This window comes from Fusobacterium sp. IOR10 (assembly GCF_010367435.1).
Classification (GTDB): Bacteria; Fusobacteriota; Fusobacteriia; order Fusobacteriales; family Fusobacteriaceae; genus Fusobacterium_B.
The window spans coordinates 20301-39696 of the sequence record NZ_WJWY01000001.1 but is presented as its reverse complement, the minus strand read 5'-3'; the positions used below and the strand labels follow the sequence as shown (position 1 = coordinate 39696).

Below are 19396 nucleotides of genomic sequence, written 5' to 3'. Positions count from 1 at the left end.
TATTTAATAACTTCCTTTAATCATATTATATTATATTTTTTAATATCTATCTATCTATAATAACAATATCAACCTAAAAAATTCATTTAAAAAGAGTATAAAAACATCCTTCCATTTTATTTTAGAAGCTTCAGCCATTGATAATTTATTTGTAATATAAAAAAGGTATTTAGAAATTGATCTAAATACCTGTTAATTTATTAATGTATTATTTTTTATTTTGCTTTAATTGGATTAATATTTATTTTTCTTCCTTCTCTTTTCCACTTTGCAAATTCTGCAACAGCTGTAAATAAAACATCTGTAGAAGAATTTAAACCAGTTTCAGCTGAATCTTGTATTACTCCAATAATGAATCCAACTCCAACAACTTGCATAGCAACATCATTTGGAATTCCAAATAAACTACATGCTAATGGTATTAGTAAAAGAGATCCACCAGCAACTCCAGAAGCTCCGCAAGCACTAACAGCAGACAAAACACTTAGTATAACTGCAGTTCCAAAATCAACTCTAATTCCTAGTGTATTAACAGCAGCTAAAGTTAATATTGAGATAGTGATTGCAGCACCAGCCATATTAATTGTAGCTCCAAGAGGAATAGAAACAGAATACATATCTTTATCAAGATTTAATTCTTCACATAATTCCATATTAACAGGAATATTTGCTGCAGAACTTCTTGTGAAGAAAGCAGTAATTCCACTTTGTCTTAAACATTTAAAAACTAAAGGATAAGGATTCTCTTTAATCATAACAAATGCAATTAATGGATTGATTACTAAAGCCATAAATCCCATAGCTCCTAATAAAAGAGCAAGTAATCTACCGTATTGTAACAATGATGATAGTCCACTAGTTGATATAGATGTAAATACTAATCCAGCAATTCCAAATGGAGCTAAACCAATTACCCATTTAACAATTTGAGAAAGGGCATCTGAAAAATTAGATACCATAATTTTTGTTGAATCTGGAGCATGTTTTAAAGCAATTCCTAAAAGAAGAGCCCAAACTAAAATTCCAATATAGTTAGCATTTCCCAATGCATTAATTGGGTTATCAACAAGATTCAATAATAATTTTTTTAATACTTCTGATACACCACTTGGTGGTGAAATACTTTGAACACCTTCTACCAATGTAATTTTAACTTTAAATAAGAAACTAGCAACTACAGAAACTATTCCAGCAGAAAGAGTCCCAATCAAATATAAACTAACAACTGATTTCATATTTGTCTTTTGTCCAGGTTTGTGTTGTGCAACAGCTGAAATTACTAAGAAAAATACTAAAATTGGAGCAACAGCTTTTAAGGCCCCAACAAACAATGTTCCAAATAGTTCAATTGGTTGTAATTTTTCTGGAGCAATAATTGCAAGAAGAATACCCACTACCAACCCTATTATAATTTTTTTAACTAAACTTAATTCTTTCCATTTATCAAACATTTTTCCCCCCCTACAATATCTAGTATATATCAAATATATAAACAAGAAGACTTAAAAAATACTACTTTTTTAATTTGCATTATTTTATCACATTTCCAACGAAAAAGAAAGGAAAAAAATATTTTTTTGTTTTTGATTAGTCTACAAAATGTTTTGAAAAAACGCAATATCACTAAAAAAAACAAATGCTAACTTTTTAAAAGTTAGCATTTGTTTTTTAAATTTCAATTAATTTATTTATTAATATCAAGAGTTTTGTTATAAATATCAAGTTTATTATATGGAATTTCAATATCATTTTCTCTAAATTTCAAAACAACTTCTTCCATTAAATCAAATTTAACGTTCCAGTAATTAAGAGTTGGAGTCCATACTTTAAAAACAAAATCTAAAGAGCTAGAATTATGAGATAAAAGTCTAATTATATAAGGTTTCTCATGTAATATCTGAGGATGATTGTCAGCTATATCCTTAAGAGTTTTTTTAACTAAATCAATGTCAGAATCATAGCTTACACAAATTGTTAAATCCAATCTTCTTTCAGGATTTCTAGAAAGATTAGTGACAGGAGAATTAGCCAAGGCACCATTTGGAATAATAATCACTCTGTTATCAAAGGTTACAATGGTAGTATAAAGAATACGGATACCATCTATAAGTCCAGATCCAGAATCACTTTCAATATAATCTCCTTTATTGAAAGGCTTAAATAGTAATATTAAAATACCTCCAGCTAAGTTAGTTAAACTACCTTGTAACGCTAAACCAATTGCGATACCAGCAGTACCTAAAATAGTTATTAGAGAAGTAGCTTGTATTCCTATTCCACCAATTAATAGGAAAAAAACAAATATATAACTAACCATATTTAAAAGTGAAAGTAGAAAAGTTTTTAAAAGAGGATCAACTTTATGTTTCTTCATAACTGAAGAACCTGCTCTATTAACTAATCTAATTAAAGGTTTAGATAAAAATATAATTGCTAAAATCCAAATTATTTTAAAGGTGATACTTGGAAGCTTGGAACCAACATTAGCAAAAAAGCTTTGAAAAAACACATCTAAATTTAAACGGGTCATAATTACCTCCAGATAATTAAAAAATAGCATTAATAGAAGAACAGAGATTAGATTAACTAATCTCTGTTCTTAAAAATTGATACTAAAATTTTATTTGATTAGTTCAGCTATTTTACTTTCAGAAACCAATCCAACAGATTTATTAATAGGTTCTCCATTTTTGAAAATAATTAGAGTAGGTATACTCATAATTTCAAATTTTCCAGCTAGTTCAGATTCTTCATCCACATTAACCTTACCTACTTTTACATTAGAATTTTTATTAGAAAAAGATTCTAATATTGGACCTAATGTTCTGCAAGGCCCACACCAAGTTGCCCAAAAGTCTAAAATAACAACACCATCAGATTTTAAGACCTCAGAGTCGAAGTTATTTTTAGTTATATTTATAATTGACATAATTACAACCTCCTTAGAGTTTTAATTTATTATATATTATTATTATACAATAAAAATTAGGATATGTCATTAATATAATATAAATTAAATTTAAACTTTTTCTCAAAAAGCATCGTCATAATAGTGAAAATAAAAGATGTTTATAATAATTCTCTCCCTTTCTCATAAAGGAAGAACGAGCTTGATTCCCGTTCTTTTTTTATTTTTTGGAGAGAAAAAAGGAGATGGGAAAATGAATTTAAAAGAAGCAATGCAGATGAAGAATTTTGTTGTAGTTGGAGACACGATAAATGAAAAAAAATATGCTTATAAAATAAAAAATCAATTGTTAGCTAAAGAATATAATGTGGCTGCTGTTGGAAAGGAATTAAAAAGTATAAATGAGGTTGATTTTGACATTGATATATTAGATTTATGCATTAATCCAGTGGCAGGATTAAAATTATTAAAAGAAAATAAAAAGACATTTAAGAATATTGTTATTCAACCAGGAGCAGAAAGTGAAGAAATTATAAAATATCTAAGGGAAAACAAACTTCCTTATATAGAAAGTTGTTTATTAGTTGGCTTAAGATTATATTAAAAGAGAAATAAAAAAAAGACATACTATTTATAGAAAGTTGTCTTTTTTTTATTTCTCAATAAAATTTAAAAATAAAATTATTTGCTTAAGAATTTTTGAATTCTAGGGCTTAAATTATCTTTATTTGCTTTTAGTATTCTTTTAGTTTCAACTTCATCAGCTGATTTTAAAGTTTTTAAAACTTTAGTACAAACTTTAATTTTAAGAGATTTTCCATCTACAGTCATAATAACTGGTTGAAGATTTGGTTTCCATACTCTGTTAGTACATCTGTGAGAGTGAGAAACTTGGTGTCCAAAAGTCATTCCTTTTCCACTAATTTCACATCTTTTCATTGTAGCACCCCCTTTTAAACAATATTGCAAAATATTATATCATTATATTAATATAATATCAAGAAGATTTTAGACAAAATTATTCTATAAAGTTTAATTGTTAGGGTACTTATGGTATAATATCAATGAGAAAAAGAGAATGAAGGAGAAAAAAGTGAATATACATAGTCATAATGTTTTAGAATTTAACAAATTAAAAAATGTTTTAAGTGAATATATGATAACAGAAGCTTCTAAAAATAAAGTGGAAAACTTATTAATTTATAAAGATATTAATTTATTAAGAAAGGAATTTAATATTTTAAAAGATTTTATAGACTTTTTAAAGTATGATGGAGGAGTGGAATTATCAGAATTAAATGATATTACTAATCTTTTAAAAAAATGTGAACTAATAGGAATGTTCTTTGAACCTGAAGAATTATTTTTTATTAATCAAAATTTAAGATTGTTTAGATTATTTAAAAATAAATTAGAAGAATTAGATAAGTATAAGGAACTTAGAAATAAATTTTCAACAATAGAAACTTTAAAAAATATAGAAGATGTAATCAATAAAACTATAGATAAGGAAAAAAAAATACAAGATACTGCTTCTTTGGATTTAAGAGATTTAAGAGCTCATAAAAAATTATTATCTTCTAATATTAAAAGAAAATTTGAAGATATGTTTTCAAATGACAGTTTTTCCAAAGCAATTCAAGAAAAAATAATTACAACTCGTGATGGTAGGAATGTAATACCTATCAAAACAGATTTTAAGGGACTAGTTAAAGGGATTGAACACGATAGGTCATCAAGTGGACAGACAGTGTTTATAGAGCCCTTAGCTGTTGTATCTTTAAATAATAAAATGAGAGAATTAGAGGCTAGAGAAAGGGAAGAAATTAGAAAAATTTTATTGAGATTAACAGATCAAATAAGAATGAATATAGATGATATATCTAAAATATCAAAGGCCTGCATAGAATTAGATTTTTTTAATGGAAAATCTAAATTCTCCATTGATTTAGAATGTAATATACCAGAAATAAATACAAGGGAACAATTAAGTATTGTTGATGGAAGACATCCTTTTATACCAAAAGACCAAGTGGTTCCCCTTACTTTTGAAATAGGAAAAAAATATAATACCCTATTAATAACAGGACCAAATACTGGTGGGAAAACAGTTGCTTTAAAAGTTGCAGGACTACTTACATTAATGGCATTGACTGGAATACCAATTCCTGCAAGTGAACATTCAAGTGTGGGATTCTTTTCAGATGTCTATGCAGATATAGGAGATGAACAAAGTATAGAACAGTCTTTATCATCTTTCTCAGGTCATTTAACAAATGTCCAAAAAATATTATCAGATGTTTCAAAAAATTCTTTAGTATTATTAGATGAATTAGGATCAGGAACAGACCCTGTGGAAGGTTCTGCCTTTGCAATGGCTGTTATAGATTATTTAAAGGATAGGAAAGCTAAGTCAATAATCACAACTCATTACAGTGAGGTAAAAGCTTATGGTTATAATGAAGAGGGAATTGAGACAGCTTCTATGGAATTCAATTCAAAGACCTTATCTCCAACATATAAACTATTAATTGGAATTCCTGGGGAAAGTAATGCTTTAACAATAGCTAGAAGATTAGGTGTGTCTAAAGAAGTTATAGATAAAGCAGAATCTTATATAAGTGATGAGAATAAAAAAGTAGAAAAAATGATTAGCAATATAAAAAATAAATCGGAAGAATTAGAAGTTATTCAAGTGGAAGTAGAGAGAATAAAAAGAAAAGCAATTGCAGATAAAGAGGAATATGAAGAAAAATTAAGAAAATTAGAAATGGAAAAGAACAAAATTTTAAAAGAAGCCTATGAAAAAGCAGATGCTATGATGAAAGAGATGCAAAACAAAGCTGCAGCTCTAGTTAAAAAAATTCAATCAGAAGATGCTAAAAAATTAGATGCTAAAAATGTTCAAAAAAGTTTAAACTTACTTAGAACTTCATTAAAGGAAGACAAGAGTAAAAATGTAGAATCAAAACAAAGAATAACTAGAAAAATAGATATTAAAGAGGGAGAAAAAGTATTTGTTAAAAGTTTGAAACAATATGCAGATGTTTTAAAAATAAATAAAGTTAAGGAAACAGTATTCATTCAAGCTGGAATATTAAAATTAGAAGTTTCTTTAGATGATGTAACTAAAATCATAAGTAAAAAGAAAAAGACATACAATTCAGTGGCCTCTCATAGTAAATCTTTGGTTAAATCTAAAATAGATTTAAGAGGAAAAATGGTTGAGGAATCAGTTTACGATTTAGAATCTTATTTTGACAGTGCTGTATTAAATGGTTATAAGGAAGTTCAAGTTATTACTGGTAATGGAACAGGAGCTCTTAGAAAGGGAGTGGTTTCTTACCTTAAAGAATGCAGATATGTGAAAGAATTTAGGTTTGGTGGTCAAGGAGAAGGTGGTGTAGGTTGCATAGTGGTAACTCTGAAGTAAAATGTACATTAATAGTAGCAGCAGCAGGTAGCGGGAAAAGAATGGGACTTTCTTTCCCAAAACAATTTTTAAAATATAAGGGGAAACCTTTATTTATAAATGTCTTAGAAGTTGGAGAAAACTCTTCTTTAGTGAAAGATATAATAGTTGTTACTAAAGAAGAGTTAGTAGATGAAGTTTTGGATTTATGCAAATGTTATAATTTAAAAAAAATAAAAAAAGTTATAAAGGGAGGAGAAGACAGGCAGTCTTCCATTTATAATGCATTAAAATATTGTTCTAAGGATTCAATAATAGCAGTTCAAGATGGAGTGAGACCGTTTTTTAAAGAATGTTATTTGGAAAAAGCCTTGGAAGAATTAAAAAATAATAAAGAAATAGTTGGAGCTGTAATTGGAGTCCCAGTTAAAGATACAGTAAAAAGAGTAAATAAAAATAATTTAATTGAAGAAACTCCAAAGAGAGAAACTTTATACTTAGCTCAGACACCTCAAGTTTTTAAAGGAGAAATTTTAATAAATTCTTATGAAAAAGCTTTAAAAGATAAATTTCTAGGTACTGATGACTCTTCTTTAGTAGAAAGATACTACAAAAATATCAAAATTATACAAGGAGATTATTCTAATATAAAAATAACAACCATGGAAGATTTAAAATTTTTAGATTTATAAAATATTGAAATTTACTTTAACATTTAAAGGGTGTATAATTAAAAGGATAGAAATTTATAAATTTAGGAGGATAGATGAAAAAAGTTATAAGTTTAATTATTTCTCTTTTAGTAACTCTTTTAGTAATAATCATAGGATTTGAATTTTATTATAAAGATTCAGTGGAAAGTTTTGTGAATGATAAGGCAACTATAATTTATTATAATAAAAATATAAATAAAAAAAGTTTGTCTAAATTGGAAGATTTATTTGAAATAGATATTGAAAATGAAAATGAGATAATAAAAAATATAAAAGATTTATGCTTTGTATCTCAAAGTAAAATATATGAAAAAAATAAAAACGGAGTATTTATAATTGATTTAGGAAAGTATTATCCTATTGCAATTTTAGAGATAAATGATTATTTTAATGAATCTAAAAATGGATACTATATATTAAAGAATGAAAACAAAAAATATATGGGAAAAGTTCTAAATTCTGGAGATGAAATATATCTAAAAAATTATAAGGGATTATTTATAATTGGTAAGGATGAAAATGAAATAGAGAAGGCCATTGAGTCCTCTTCTAAAAATAATAGCAAGTTAAAAGAAATAATGGAAGAAAAATCTGAGAATAAATTAGGAACAGTAATAATAAACCAAGGACGAGAAAGATATTTAGGAATAGATATGTTGGTTGTTTCAGGAGATATAAAAGATGAGAGTACAATATCTTTAGATGGAGAAATATATATGGAAAAGGATTTCCTAAAAATGTTAAAGCCTCAACCTGAAAAAAGATCATTACTAAAATATTTGGGAAATAATAAAATATATCTTTCAGGAAAAAATATAGATAAATTTGATACATTTATATTTAGAATGCTATCTACAAGATTATCAAACTTCACAATAGCAGAATTGATTCAAGGTTTTTTTATGAATGAAGGGGGAGATTTATTTTCTAAATTAAATGGTGAAGTTATTATAGACACAGAAAGTGGAAACTATTTATTTGGGCTTAAACCTTTAACAAATGGAATTAGACTAGAATTATTTTTAAAAAATTTAGATAAAGTTTCCATAAAGAAAGATTTGTTAGGGAATCAATATTTACTAATAGGGGAAGATGTATTTGACTCTAAAGGTAATGAGAATAGTAAAAAAGAACTTAAAAAAGATCAAGTTATGTTTGGAAAGTTTAAGTATAAATATATGGATATAAATTGTAATGGATATTTAGAAGAGGGAAAATTGAGAATAAAATCAGAAATAAAAATAGATAAAAATAGGGAGGATAAAAATGATAAAAATTTATAATACTATGACAAGAAGATTAGAAGAATTCAAGTCATTAAAGGAAAATGAAGTATCAATGTATGTTTGTGGCCCTACAGTTTACAATTGTATTCATATTGGAAATGCCCGTCCAGCAATAGTTTTTGATACAGTAAGAAGGTATTTTGAATATAGAGGTTACAAGGTTAATTATGTTTCTAACTTTACAGATGTAGATGATAAAATAATAAAAAGAGCAAATGAAGAGGGAGTTTCTTGTGAAGAAATAGCTCATAAATATATTAATGCCTACTTTGAAGATACTAAAAAGGTAAATTTAAAAGAAGAAGGAATGCAAAGACCTAAGGCAACAGATTATATAGAAGAAATGAAAGATCTTGTTAAAAGTCTTGTTGATAAGGGTTATGCTTATGAATCTCAAGGGGATGTTTATTTCCAAGTTGATAAGGATAAGGATAATTATGGATGTTTATCCCATCAAGATGTTGGAAACCTAAGATCTGGAGCTCGTGTTGAAGTGAGTAACATAAAAAAATCTCCTTTGGATTTCGCATTATGGAAAAAAGCTAAGGAGGGTGAACCTAGTTGGGATTCTCCATGGGGAAAAGGAAGACCAGGATGGCATATTGAATGTTCAGCTATGTCAGGGAAATTATTAGGAAAAACTTTTGATATTCATGGTGGAGGACAAGATCTTATTTTTCCTCATCATGAAAATGAAATAGCTCAATCTACTTGTGGTGTTGGTGGAGATTATGCAAAATATTGGATGCATAATGGTTATATTAATGTTGATGGAGAAAAAATGTCAAAATCTCTAGGTAACTTCTTTCTGTTAAGAGAAGTGCTAGAACATTATGAAGGAAGAGTAATTAGATTTTTTGTTTTAGGTGCTCAATATAGAAAAACAATTGATTTTTCAGACACTGAATTACAACAAAGTAAGACTGGATTAGAAAGAATTGATAATGCAATTCTTAGAATAAAAGAAAAAGTAAAAGATGGTGCTAAAGAAAATGGAGAAAATTTAGAAGAATTAAAAGTAGATGTGGAAACATCTAGAGAAAAATTTATAAAAGCAATGGATGAGGATTTCAATACTGCTCAAGGTATAGGAGTAATATTTGAACTTGTAAAAAAAATAAATAAGTATTGTGATATAGAAGAATTATCTGAAAATGGAATTAAATATCTTGAAATGGCAGAAAGTTTTATAACTTATATAATGGAAGAAGTTTTAGGAGTTCTATTAAAAAAAGATACTGAAAATTTAGGAAATTTAACATCTGAATTGGTGGAATTTTTATTAGAAATAAGAAGAAAAGCAAGAGCTGAAAAAAATTGGGCTTTATCTGATGAAATAAGAGATAGAATCTTAAAAATGGGGATAAAGATAAAAGATGGAAAGGATAAGACAACATGGACTCTATAGATGTAAGAGAAAAAAGTGGAGTAGTGTTAGCTTATTTGGGAGATTCTATTTGGGAAGTGAATGTTAGGGAATACTTTTTTTTTAAAGGTTATAATTTAAAGCATATGAACAATGAAGTTGTGAAATATGTAAATGCTAAGACTCAAAGCAAAATATTAAACAGAATATTAAAAAATGTAGAGGATAAATATAAACCACTTATAAATAGATCGAAAAATGGGAAGATAAAATCCTTTCCTAAAACTTGTACCCCTCAAGAATATAGAGAAGCAACAGCTTTTGAAGCTTATATTGCTGCTTTATATTTAGATGGCAACATAGATGAAATAAGACATATTGTAAAATTAAATATAAACTTGGAGGAAAAAGATGGGATTATTTAAATTTGGTTCAAGAAGAGGGATAGGAATAGATTTAGGTACAGCTAATACACTTGTTTATAACAAAAAAACACAAGAGATAGTTTTAAATGAACCATCAGTAGTTGCTGTGGAAAGGGAAACAAGAAAAGTTTTAGCAGTTGGAGATGAAGCAAAGGCAATGATTGGAAAAACTCCAGACTCAATAGTTGCAATAAAGCCATTAAGTGAAGGGGTTATAGCAGATTATGATGTTACAGAAGCTATGATAAAATACTTTATAAAAAAAGTTTTTGGAAACACAATGTTTATGCCAGATGTAATGATATGCGTTCCAATTGATGTTACAGGAGTAGAAAAAAGAGCAGTTTTAGAAGCAGCTCTGTCAGCAGGGGCAAAGAGAGCTTATTTAATAGAAGAAGCTAGAGCAGCAGCTTTAGGAGCAGGATTAGACATTGCAGCTCCAACAGGAAACATGATAATTGATATAGGTGGGGGATCTACAGACGTAGCTGTAATTTCATTTGGTGGAACAGTTGTAAGTAAAACCATTAGAATTGCAAGTAATAATTTTGATAATGATATTGTTAGATACGTAAAGAAAACTCATAATTTATTAATTGGTGAGAGAACTGCAGAACAAATAAAAATAAAAATAGGAACAGCAATCCCTCTAGAAGAGGAAGAAAGTATAGTTATAAAAGGAAGAGATTTAGTTATGGGTCTTCCTAAATCAGTTACAATAACTTCAGAAGAAGTTAGAGAAGCAATTAATGATTCTTTAATGCAAATAGTATCTTGTGTAAAAGAAGTATTGGAAAAAACACCACCAGAATTGGCTTCTGATATAGTTGACAGAGGTATAGTAATGGCTGGTGGAGGATCTTTAATTAGAAATTTTCCTAAGTTAATAGCTCAACATACTCAATTAAATGTTAGACTTTCAGATGAACCTCTTTTAAATGTTGTTAGAGGAGCAGGATTAGCCATGGATCAATTACATGTATTGAAAAAAATAGAGAAAGCAGAGAGGTAATTATGTTTAAAGATATTTCTTCCAATGATGAAGCTAAAATATTTTTAAAAAATGAGTTAAAAAACAAAAAAAAAAGTGGAACATATATACTTTATGGAGAAGATAAAGAGCTTATTTTTCAATTTGCTCTTTCTTTTTCTAAAGGGTTAACTTGCAAAACATATGAAGATGATTTTTGCGATGAATGTGACAGCTGTAAAAGAATGAATTCTTTAACTCATGGGGATTTAGAAATATTTCAAGATATAAAGATAGAGGATGTTAGGGAAATTTCATATAGAGCTTCCACTTCTTCCTATGAAGGTGGGAATAGAATATTTATTTTAAAAGATTTAGATAAGTTAAACAAAGAATCAGCCAATGCCCTTTTAAAATTAATTGAAGAGCCTAGAAATGGAGATTATTTCATACTTCTTATGAGAAATCTAGATTTAATTTCAACAATAAAATCTAGATCAATAATTTTAAAAATAAAAAATAGAAGTGCTGAAGAATTAGAGGTAACAGAGGATATATATAAATTTTTTAGAGGAAATGGAAATGATATATTAAACTATAAAATTAAAAATTTGAGCTTAAAGGAAGTTTTTATATATTCTGATATACAAAAAGCTATAGATGATTATATTATATCAAAAGATATAGAAAGTAAAATGAATATTTATAAAGGATTGATAGATTTCTATAAAAATAAAGACTATATAGGTAAAGCAGAACAATTAAAATTTGCAGAGGATATTGCCAATTCTTGTGGAAAAGATAGAGCACTTGCTATGGAAATATGTAATTATATGAGTTATTTTATAAGAGATTATAATAAATTAGAAAAATTATTAGAAATAAAACATTATATTACAAGCAATGTAAATTTAAAGCTTTTATTTAGAGTGTTTATTTTAGAAATTTAAAACTTAGAGAAAAATTAATCTCTAAGTTTTTTTGTTTAAAATATTTTAAGTGATATGGACTCTACTAAATATTAAAAAGGGGAAAATATGTTATTAAAAAATGAAAGAATACAGTTAATGAATTATGGGAAAAAAATGATTTCAGATGGTTTAACAAAGGGGACTGGAGGAAACTTAAGTATATTTAATAGAGAAAAAAATCTAATGGCAATTACTCCAAGTGGAGTGGGATATTTGGATATTACTCCAGAAGATATTGTGATATTAGATGTAGAAACAGGAAAAATTATAGAGGGAAATAGAGTTCCTTCAAGTGAAGCAGATATGCATAGAATTTTTTATAAGTATAGAAAAGATATAAATGCAATGGTGCATACTCATTCTAAATACTCAACAGGGCTTTCTTGCACTGGAAAAAAATTACCTGCAATTCATTATTTATTAGCAGTGGCAGGGGAAGAAATTCCTTGTGCAAAATATGCCACTTACGGAACAGTGGAACTAGCTAAAAATGCATATAAATCAATGGAAGGAAATAAGGGAGTTTTGCTTTCTAACCATGGATTATTAACTGGAGGAAAGGATATAAGTGAAGCTTATAATATAGCTGAAAATGTTGAATTTTGCTGTGAGTTATATTTTATTTCAAAAGTTATAGGGGAACCATGTATATTACCAGAAAAAGAAATGAAAAAAGTAATGAAAAGATTTGAAGATTATGGGAAAAAAATAGATGAACATGAGGAAATATAAATAATTTCAGGTAGTTCTTGTTAACTTATTATAAAAAGAAAAGAGGTTAAAATGGATAGAATGGATAAAGACTTAGCTTTTATGTTGAAATATGAAAATATAGCTTGGTATGAAAATGGGAAAGTAAGAATATTAGATAGAAGAGTTTATCCTAGGGAAATTAAATTTGTAGAATGTAGAACTTACAAAGATGTGAAGCAAGCTATTGCAGATATGGTAACCCAAAGTGCAGGACCATATACAGCTGCAGGGATGGGAATGGCTTTAGCTGCTTATGAATGTAAGCATATGAAATTAGAGGAACAAATTAATTATTTGATAAACGCTTCAGAAATAATATCTCACGCTCGTCCAACTACAATTAATAGAATGAAACTCATAACAAACTCTTGTGCTGAAGTTGGAATTAAAGCTTTAAGGGAAGGAAATTCTCCAATAGAAGCAATATTCCAAAGAACTATAGATTCTTTAGAAAGAAGATATAGAAGAATGTCAGAAGTTGCTGTTAATTTAGTCAATTTATTTCCTAAAGAGGGAAAAGTTATGACACAATGTTTTGGAGAAACAATTGTGGGATGTATGGGAAGAGAGATAAAAAAACAAAATAAAAAAATTGAATTTTATTGTCCTGAGACAAGGCCTTATTTACAAGGGGCTCGTTTAACTGCAAGTGTTTTAAAGAATCAAGGATTTAAAGTAACTGTTATAACAGATAATATGCCAGCATGGACTATAAAAGAGAAAGGAATTGATGTTTTTACTTCAGCAGCAGATACTATTTGCATGGATGGAAATATAGTTAATAAGGTTGGAACTATGCAAATTGCAATTTGTGCAAAATATTTTGGAATACCATATTTTGTAACAGGAATTCCAGATGAAGAAAAGTATTTGGAAAATATTATAATTGAAGAAAGGGATCCAAGAGAGGTAACTAGTTGTAATGGAATAGAAAACACTTTAAAAGGAGTGGAAGGTTATTATCCTGCCTTTGATATTACTCCCCCAGAATTAGTAAGTGCAGTAGTTACAGATCAAGGGATCTATTCCCCTTATAATTTAAAAGAATATTTTGAAACAGAAATAGAACAATATTATTAAAAGAAAGAAGGTGGGGCAATATGGAAAAATATAAAAAACATTTTCGTCTATCTGTTGAAGATGCTGTAAATTATGTTAAAGATTTTAATATATTTGATAAAAATTCTAAATTAAAAGGTGAAGAAATTGGAGATGGAAATATAAACTATGTTTTTAGAGTAATTGATGAATCCAATAATAAGTCAGTTGTATTAAAACAAGCTGATAAATTTTTAAGATCATCAGGAAGACCCTTGGATTTAGCTAGAAGTAAAATAGAAGCAGAAATTTTAAAAATACAATGGAAATATTCAGAAGAATCAGTACCTAAGATATATTACTATGATGATGTTATGTGCGTTATTGTTATGGAAGACATATCTGAATTTAAAAATTTAAGAAAAGAATTATTAAAAGAAAAAATATTTCCTAATTTTTCAGATAAAATTAGTAGTTTTTTAGTTGATACATTACTTCCAACAACTGATTTAGTTATGGATTCTGGAGAAAAAAAACATAAGGTTCAAACTTTTATTAATAAAGAGTTATGTGATATTTCAGAATGCCTTGTTTTTACAGAACCATACGATGATTATAAAAAAAGAAATATAATTTTAGAAGAAAATAAAAAATTAGTTCAAGAAAAATTATATGAGGATAAAAGTTTACATTTGGAAGTTGGAAAGTTAAAAAATAATTTTATGAACAATGCACAAGCATTAATCCATGGGGATCTACACTCAGGTTCAATATTTATAAATAAAAATGGTATAAAAGTAATAGACCCAGAATTTGCTTTTTATGGTCCAATGGGTTATGACATAGGAAATGTTATAGGTAATTTATATTTTCCTTTAATTAATAAAAAATATACAATGGGGGAAAGTAAAGAAAAGGAAGAATTTCTTAAATGGTTGTCTAATTCAATTGAAGAAATATTTGACATGTTTATTGTTAAATTTAAAAATAAATATACTAAATTAGTAAAAAAATCTTTGTATCATGAAAAGGAATTTATGCAGTGGTATTTGTCTGAAATATTAGCAGATTCAATTGGGTCAGCAGGACTTGAAATAATTAGAAGAGTTGTTGGAGATACAAAAGTAATTGAAATAGAAGGAATAAAAGATAAAAGCAAAAGAATTTTAGTTGAAAGGGAACTACTTGAAATAGGAATAAGATTTATAAAGGAAAGGTACAGTATAAAAAAGGGAAGGGCTTTATATTTTAATAAAAAAAGATGCTTATTGCATCTTTTTTTATTAAAATATAAAGCCCTTGTTTTCTTGCGTTATTATTTAAGAGAGGTTATAATTAAAGAGAAATCAAAGAAATTTTCAAGGGGGAAAGGATGAAAATATTACATACTTCAGATTGGCATTTTGGGAAAAAATTAGAGGGAATGAAAAGAATAGAAGAACAAGAAAAATTTATAAATAATTTAAAGAAAATTGTTCAAGGGGAAAAACCAGATTTAATACTAATAGCTGGAGATATTTTTGATACTCCTAACCCTTCAGCAGAGGCAGAAACTTTATTTTTTGAATCACTAAAAAGAATATCTTTAAATGGAAAAGTTGGAGTTGTAATAATACCAGGAAACCATGATAATGGAGAAAGACTAGCTGCTTCCAAATCTTTAGTTAAAGATATTGGGGTGATAATTTATAAAGAACCATATGAAATTAAAAATGTAGGAAAATATTCCAATATGGAAATACTAGAATCATTTCAAGGGGGAATTCTTTTAAAAATATCAGAGAAAAAAATGTTTTTATATTGTTTACCTTATCCTAGTGAAGCAGCTTTAAATGAAACTTTTGAAGATGGGAAATACTCTGAAAGAATAGGAGAGATATTAAAGGAAGGAATAGAAAATAATAAAGAAGATGTTCCAGTTGTTGTAATGACACATTTATTTGTTACAAGGGAAGATAAAGAAGTTGAACTTGGTGGATCAATGGCTGTTAAAGTTAAAGATTTACCAGATGTTGACTATATTGCTTTAGGACATATTCATAAACCTATGAAATTCACTTCTAAAAGAGCTTGTTATTCAGGTTCTCCAATAGAATATAGATCCACTGAAAAAAACTTTTTAAAAAAAGTTTTTATAGTTCAAGTAAATGGAAATTTTGATACAAATATTAAAGAAATACCTCTAGAAAATTATAAGCCCATAAAGGAATATATTGGAAATTCAATAGAAGAGGCCATTGAAATCTCAAATAGCTTAAAAGAAAAAGAAGAATGGATTTATTTGAAAATAAAAACAAAAACACATTTAAAATCAAGTGATATAAGAAAAATTAAAGAAAATAAAAATATAGTTGAAATAATACCAATTTTATTAGGGGAAGAAACCTATGATGAAGAAATTGATTATTCAGAAATTAATATAAAAGAAGCTTTTTTAGAATTTTATAAAAATAAGGATGGAATTACCCCATCTAAAGAAATTATAAATCTTTTTGAAAAACTAGTTGGAGATGATGAATAATGAGACCAATAAAATTAGAAATAGAAGGATTGCAAAGCTTTAAAGAAAAGCAAACAATAGATTTTGAAAAACTTACAGAATTTGGATTGTTTGGAATTTTTGGGAAAACAGGAAGTGGAAAGTCAACTATATTAGATGGAATGATTTTAGCTTTATTTGATGAAATTCCAAGAAATAAAATAGATGGAAATAAAAGCAGCCTTTTAAATTCAATAAATGATAGTTCAAAAAAAATGGAAGTATATTATTCATTTGCCCTAGGAAAAGACATATATGAAATAAAAAGAAGTTATAAAAGAGGAACTTTAAAGGGACAAGAAATAATAAAATCAAAGGATGCTATTTTAATAAAAAATGGAAATATTTTAGCTAATAAAAAGACAGAAGTAAAAAATATATTAAATGAAGAATTTGGATTAGACGTGGATGATTTTTCAAGAACAGTTGTTTTACCCCAAGGAAAATTTAATGAGTTTTTAAAATTAAGGGGAAAAGAAAAAATAGAGATGCTTGAAAAAATATTTGCTTTGGAAAAATATGGGGAAAAATTGGAAAAAAAAATATTTTCTGAAAAAAATTATTGGTCTAAAGAAAATGAAAAATATAGAAATCAAATTATAGGAAAGGGAGAGATAAATTCAGAGGATATTAAAGAATTAGAAACTTTATTAGAAGAAAAAAAAGAAAACTTATTTAATAAAGAACAAGAAAAAAAAGAGTTTGATAGGATTTATGAGGAAGAAAAAACGTTGAGAGAATTACTAGATAAAAATATTCAACTGGGCATATCTAAAGATGATCTTTTAAAAAATAAAAATATAATAGAAGAATACAAGGTGAAAATAGAAAAAAATGATCTTGGAAGAGAATTAAAAAGTCAAATGAAAGAGTTAGCTTTATTAAAAGAAAGACTAGAGGAAAGAACAAAGGAAAAAAATGAACTAGAAAAAAGTAAAATCAAAGAAGATATTAATATTGAAAATTTAAAAGAAATAAGGGAAAAACTTCTGGAAAAGAAAGAAAATTATGCAGAAGAAAAAGCTAGTATTAATTTCAGTATTGAAGAGTTAAGAGAACTAAATAAATTATATGAAGAAAAGAACAATATATTAATTAAAAAAAAGCAACAGGATGTAATTAAAGAAAATATAATTATAAAAGAAGAAGAAATAAAAGAAAATACTATAAATAGTGAAAAAATAACAAAAGAGTTGAAAACTACAAGGGACCAGATAAAATTAGTTGGAGAAATAAAAAGAGATATCTTAAAGGAAATGGAGGAAGCTTTAAAAGAAAAAGTTGAATATATAAATGAAGCTAAAAAAGAGAAAAGGGAAAAAGAGATTAAAGAAGAATTCCTTGAAAAATTAATAGGAGAAAGAAAGGTTATAGCTAAAGAAAAAGAACTTTATTTAACTAAAATAAAAGATAAAAATAAAAAATTAAAAGAAAGTTTTGCCTATAGACTATATGAAGAATTAAAAGAGGGGGAACCTTGCCCAGTTTGTGGATCAACTCATCATAAAAAAATGGAGATAGGCAATGAAAAAACTCATGATTTAGAGTTGGAAATAGAAAATTTATTAAAAGAAAAAGATGAAAAAATAGTAGAAGACAGTAAACTTTTGGAAAAGATAAACAATTTAGAAGATGAATTAAATAATTTTAAAATAAAATTTGAAAAATTAAATATAGAGGAAGAGGAAATAGAAATAGAAAAACAATCAGTACTGTTAGAAAAAGAGAAAATAAATACAGAAAAAAAGGAAAACAAATTAAAAGAATTAAATATTAAGGTTATACAAAAGGAATCAGAAAAAATATCTTTATCAAAGGATGAAAAAAGATTAATAGGGGAATTGAATAATCTTAAGGATGACTATTTAAAGTTAACAGAGGAAATAAAAGAAAAAGATATTGAAATTTTAGAAAAATATGGGGAAATATCAAAAAATATAATTGAGTTCTTAAAAGAAAAGAAAATGTCTTTAGAGAAGAATCAAGATAAAACTATTAAGCTTCAAAGTAAAATAGAAAAATTAATTGAACAAATATCAGATAATTACGATGCTACACAATTAAACACTTTAAAATTAGAAGAAATTAAAGGTTCTATAATAAAAAATAAAACTGAATTAAAAATTATTATTGATGATATACATATTAAAAGTACTAAATTTGAGGTAAAATTAGCTGGTTCTATTTTCAAGAATCAAGATGAAGTGGAAAAAAGTATATTAGATGATGAAAAATATGAACAAATAAAAATAGAAGTAAATAATTATGAAAAAGAGATGCAAAGAATATTAACTTTATTAGATGAAAATATAAAGTTGATTAATGGAAGAAGTCAAAGTTTAGAAAGATGGGAAGAACTAAAAATAAAAAATAAAGAATTAAAAGAAATAAGCGAAACCCTAAAAATAGATATATCCACTTTAGAAAAAAAAATTCAAGACAAAAAAATTCTTTTAGAAGAATTAAAAGAAATAATAAAGTTGAAAAAGAATGCAGAGAAAAAATATGAAGTGGCAGAGGAATTAGGTAAAAAATTAAAGGGTAGAGCTTTTGTTGAATTTTTATCAGTTAAGAAATTAAAAAGTATAGTATCCCAAGCATCTAATAGATTAAAAAGAATAACAAATGGAAGATATCAACTTTTATCAGATGATGAATGTGATTTTTATGTAATTGATTATTTTAATGAAGGTTCAAAAAGAAGATGTTCCACACTATCTGGAGGGGAAACTTTTATAGTTTCTTTATGCTTAGCTTTAGCTCTTTCTAATCAGATGCAACTTAAGGGGAAAATCCAATTGGAATTTTTCTTTTTAGATGAAGGTTTTGGAACTTTAGATGAGAAATTATTAGATAAAGTTATAGAATCTCTAGAAAATATAAATAGTGAAGAAAAATTGAGAGTGGGGATAATAACGCATTTAGAGGAATTAAAAATTAAAATAATAAGAAGTTTAGAGGTAATACCTGCAGTTCCAGGGATTAAAGGAAGTTGTGTTAAAATTATTTAATATA

17 protein-coding genes are annotated in these 19396 nt (G+C 26.7%); 13 read left to right on the top strand and 4 right to left on the bottom strand.

Annotated features, from left to right (window positions below; translation table 11 throughout):
- Positions 1-215: 215 nt before the first annotated feature.
- The 3 genes from sstT to trxA all read right to left on the bottom strand — a co-directional run bounded on the left by sstT (position 216) and on the right by trxA (position 2929).
- Positions 216-1451, bottom strand: coding sequence for a serine/threonine transporter SstT (gene sstT / locus GIL12_RS00175; protein WP_163467894.1), 1236 nt, complete (start codon positions 1449-1451; stop codon positions 216-218).
- Between the two features lie 233 nt (positions 1452-1684).
- Positions 1685-2530: a mechanosensitive ion channel family protein gene (locus tag GIL12_RS00170; protein WP_163467892.1), complete on the bottom strand. Its 846-nt coding sequence runs from the start codon at positions 2528-2530 to the stop codon at positions 1685-1687.
- A 90-nt stretch (positions 2531-2620) separates the two neighbouring features.
- Positions 2621-2929 (bottom strand): thioredoxin, encoded by a 309-nt coding sequence (gene trxA, locus GIL12_RS00165; protein ID WP_163467890.1) that lies wholly within the window; start codon positions 2927-2929, stop codon positions 2621-2623.
- Positions 2930-3161: 232 nt separating this feature from the next.
- On the opposite strand from trxA, the gene GIL12_RS00160 reads away from it, so the two are divergent.
- Positions 3162-3512, top strand: coding sequence for a CoA-binding protein (locus GIL12_RS00160; RefSeq protein ID WP_163467888.1), 351 nt, complete (start codon positions 3162-3164; stop codon positions 3510-3512).
- Between the two features lie 77 nt (positions 3513-3589).
- Here GIL12_RS00160 and rpmB read toward each other — a convergent pair whose 3' ends face one another.
- Entirely contained in the window at positions 3590-3847 is a 258-nt protein-coding gene (gene rpmB, locus GIL12_RS00155) for a 50S ribosomal protein L28 (protein WP_163467886.1), read from the bottom strand.
- Between the two features lie 154 nt (positions 3848-4001).
- Here rpmB and GIL12_RS00150 point away from each other — a divergent pair, with 154 nt between their 5' ends.
- The 12 genes from GIL12_RS00150 to GIL12_RS00095 all read left to right on the top strand — a co-directional run bounded on the left by GIL12_RS00150 (position 4002) and on the right by GIL12_RS00095 (position 19392).
- Positions 4002-6341 carry an endonuclease MutS2 gene (locus tag GIL12_RS00150; RefSeq protein ID WP_163467884.1) on the top strand — a complete coding sequence of 780 codons (2340 nt, stop codon included), beginning with the start codon at positions 4002-4004 and terminating at the stop codon, positions 6339-6341.
- Complete coding sequence (ispD, locus tag GIL12_RS00145; RefSeq protein WP_163467881.1) at positions 6317-7012, top strand: 2-C-methyl-D-erythritol 4-phosphate cytidylyltransferase; 696 nt, start codon at positions 6317-6319, stop codon at positions 7010-7012. Before GIL12_RS00150 ends, ispD begins: the two co-directional genes overlap by 25 nt.
- A gap of 74 nt (positions 7013-7086) precedes the next feature.
- Complete coding sequence (locus tag GIL12_RS00140) at positions 7087-8316, top strand: hypothetical protein (RefSeq protein WP_163467879.1); 1230 nt, start codon at positions 7087-7089, stop codon at positions 8314-8316.
- Positions 8300-9727, top strand: coding sequence for a cysteine--tRNA ligase (gene cysS, locus GIL12_RS00135; RefSeq protein ID WP_163467877.1), 1428 nt, complete (start codon positions 8300-8302; stop codon positions 9725-9727). The genes GIL12_RS00140 and cysS overlap by 17 nt, the downstream gene beginning before the upstream one ends.
- Positions 9715-10110 (top strand): ribonuclease III domain-containing protein, encoded by a 396-nt coding sequence (locus GIL12_RS00130; protein ID WP_163467875.1) that lies wholly within the window; start codon positions 9715-9717, stop codon positions 10108-10110. The genes cysS and GIL12_RS00130 overlap by 13 nt, the downstream gene beginning before the upstream one ends.
- Complete coding sequence (locus GIL12_RS00125; RefSeq protein WP_163467873.1) at positions 10097-11122, top strand: rod shape-determining protein; 1026 nt, start codon at positions 10097-10099, stop codon at positions 11120-11122. Before GIL12_RS00130 ends, GIL12_RS00125 begins: the two co-directional genes overlap by 14 nt.
- 2 nt (positions 11123-11124) lie before the next feature.
- Complete coding sequence (locus tag GIL12_RS00120; protein WP_163467871.1) at positions 11125-12030, top strand: ATPase; 906 nt, start codon at positions 11125-11127, stop codon at positions 12028-12030.
- A gap of 87 nt (positions 12031-12117) precedes the next feature.
- Positions 12118-12783 (top strand): L-fuculose-phosphate aldolase, encoded by a 666-nt coding sequence (locus tag GIL12_RS00115; RefSeq protein WP_163467869.1) that lies wholly within the window; start codon positions 12118-12120, stop codon positions 12781-12783.
- Between the two features lie 51 nt (positions 12784-12834).
- Positions 12835-13884, top strand: coding sequence for an S-methyl-5-thioribose-1-phosphate isomerase (locus GIL12_RS00110; RefSeq protein WP_163467867.1), 1050 nt, complete (start codon positions 12835-12837; stop codon positions 13882-13884).
- A gap of 20 nt (positions 13885-13904) precedes the next feature.
- Entirely contained in the window at positions 13905-15218 is a 1314-nt protein-coding gene (gene mtnK, locus GIL12_RS00105; protein ID WP_163467865.1) for an S-methyl-5-thioribose kinase, read from the top strand.
- On the top strand, positions 15215-16363 hold the full coding sequence (locus tag GIL12_RS00100) for an exonuclease subunit SbcD (RefSeq protein ID WP_163467863.1): 1149 nt from the start codon (positions 15215-15217) through the stop codon (positions 16361-16363). Before mtnK ends, GIL12_RS00100 begins: the two co-directional genes overlap by 4 nt.
- On the top strand, positions 16363-19392 hold the full coding sequence (locus tag GIL12_RS00095) for an AAA family ATPase (protein WP_163467861.1): 3030 nt from the start codon (positions 16363-16365) through the stop codon (positions 19390-19392). Before GIL12_RS00100 ends, GIL12_RS00095 begins: the two co-directional genes overlap by 1 nt.
- Positions 19393-19396: the final 4 nt, after the last annotated feature.

What these genes read in the sequence shown, in the direction of transcription:
- GIL12_RS00115 (WP_163467869.1), top strand. Translation starts at nt 12,118, where the DNA reads ATGTTATTAAAAAATGAAAGAATACAGTTAATGAATTATGGGAAAAAA.
- rpmB (WP_163467886.1), bottom strand. Translation starts at nt 3,847, where the DNA reads ATGAAAAGATGTGAAATTAGTGGAAAAGGAATGACTTTTGGACACCAA.
- GIL12_RS00130 (WP_163467875.1), top strand. Translation starts at nt 9,715, where the DNA reads ATGGACTCTATAGATGTAAGAGAAAAAAGTGGAGTAGTGTTAGCTTAT.
- mtnK (WP_163467865.1), top strand. Translation starts at nt 13,905, where the DNA reads ATGGAAAAATATAAAAAACATTTTCGTCTATCTGTTGAAGATGCTGTA.
- GIL12_RS00170 (WP_163467892.1), bottom strand. Translation starts at nt 2,530, where the DNA reads ATGACCCGTTTAAATTTAGATGTGTTTTTTCAAAGCTTTTTTGCTAAT.
- GIL12_RS00160 (WP_163467888.1), top strand. Translation starts at nt 3,162, where the DNA reads ATGAATTTAAAAGAAGCAATGCAGATGAAGAATTTTGTTGTAGTTGGA.
- cysS (WP_163467877.1), top strand. Translation starts at nt 8,300, where the DNA reads ATGATAAAAATTTATAATACTATGACAAGAAGATTAGAAGAATTCAAG.
- GIL12_RS00140 (WP_163467879.1), top strand. Translation starts at nt 7,087, where the DNA reads ATGAAAAAAGTTATAAGTTTAATTATTTCTCTTTTAGTAACTCTTTTA.
- GIL12_RS00110 (WP_163467867.1), top strand. Translation starts at nt 12,835, where the DNA reads ATGGATAGAATGGATAAAGACTTAGCTTTTATGTTGAAATATGAAAAT.
- GIL12_RS00125 (WP_163467873.1), top strand. Translation starts at nt 10,097, where the DNA reads ATGGGATTATTTAAATTTGGTTCAAGAAGAGGGATAGGAATAGATTTA.
- GIL12_RS00095 (WP_163467861.1), top strand. Translation starts at nt 16,363, where the DNA reads ATGAGACCAATAAAATTAGAAATAGAAGGATTGCAAAGCTTTAAAGAA.
- trxA (WP_163467890.1), bottom strand. Translation starts at nt 2,929, where the DNA reads ATGTCAATTATAAATATAACTAAAAATAACTTCGACTCTGAGGTCTTA.
- GIL12_RS00100 (WP_163467863.1), top strand. Translation starts at nt 15,215, where the DNA reads ATGAAAATATTACATACTTCAGATTGGCATTTTGGGAAAAAATTAGAG.
- sstT (WP_163467894.1), bottom strand. Translation starts at nt 1,451, where the DNA reads ATGTTTGATAAATGGAAAGAATTAAGTTTAGTTAAAAAAATTATAATA.
- GIL12_RS00120 (WP_163467871.1), top strand. Translation starts at nt 11,125, where the DNA reads ATGTTTAAAGATATTTCTTCCAATGATGAAGCTAAAATATTTTTAAAA.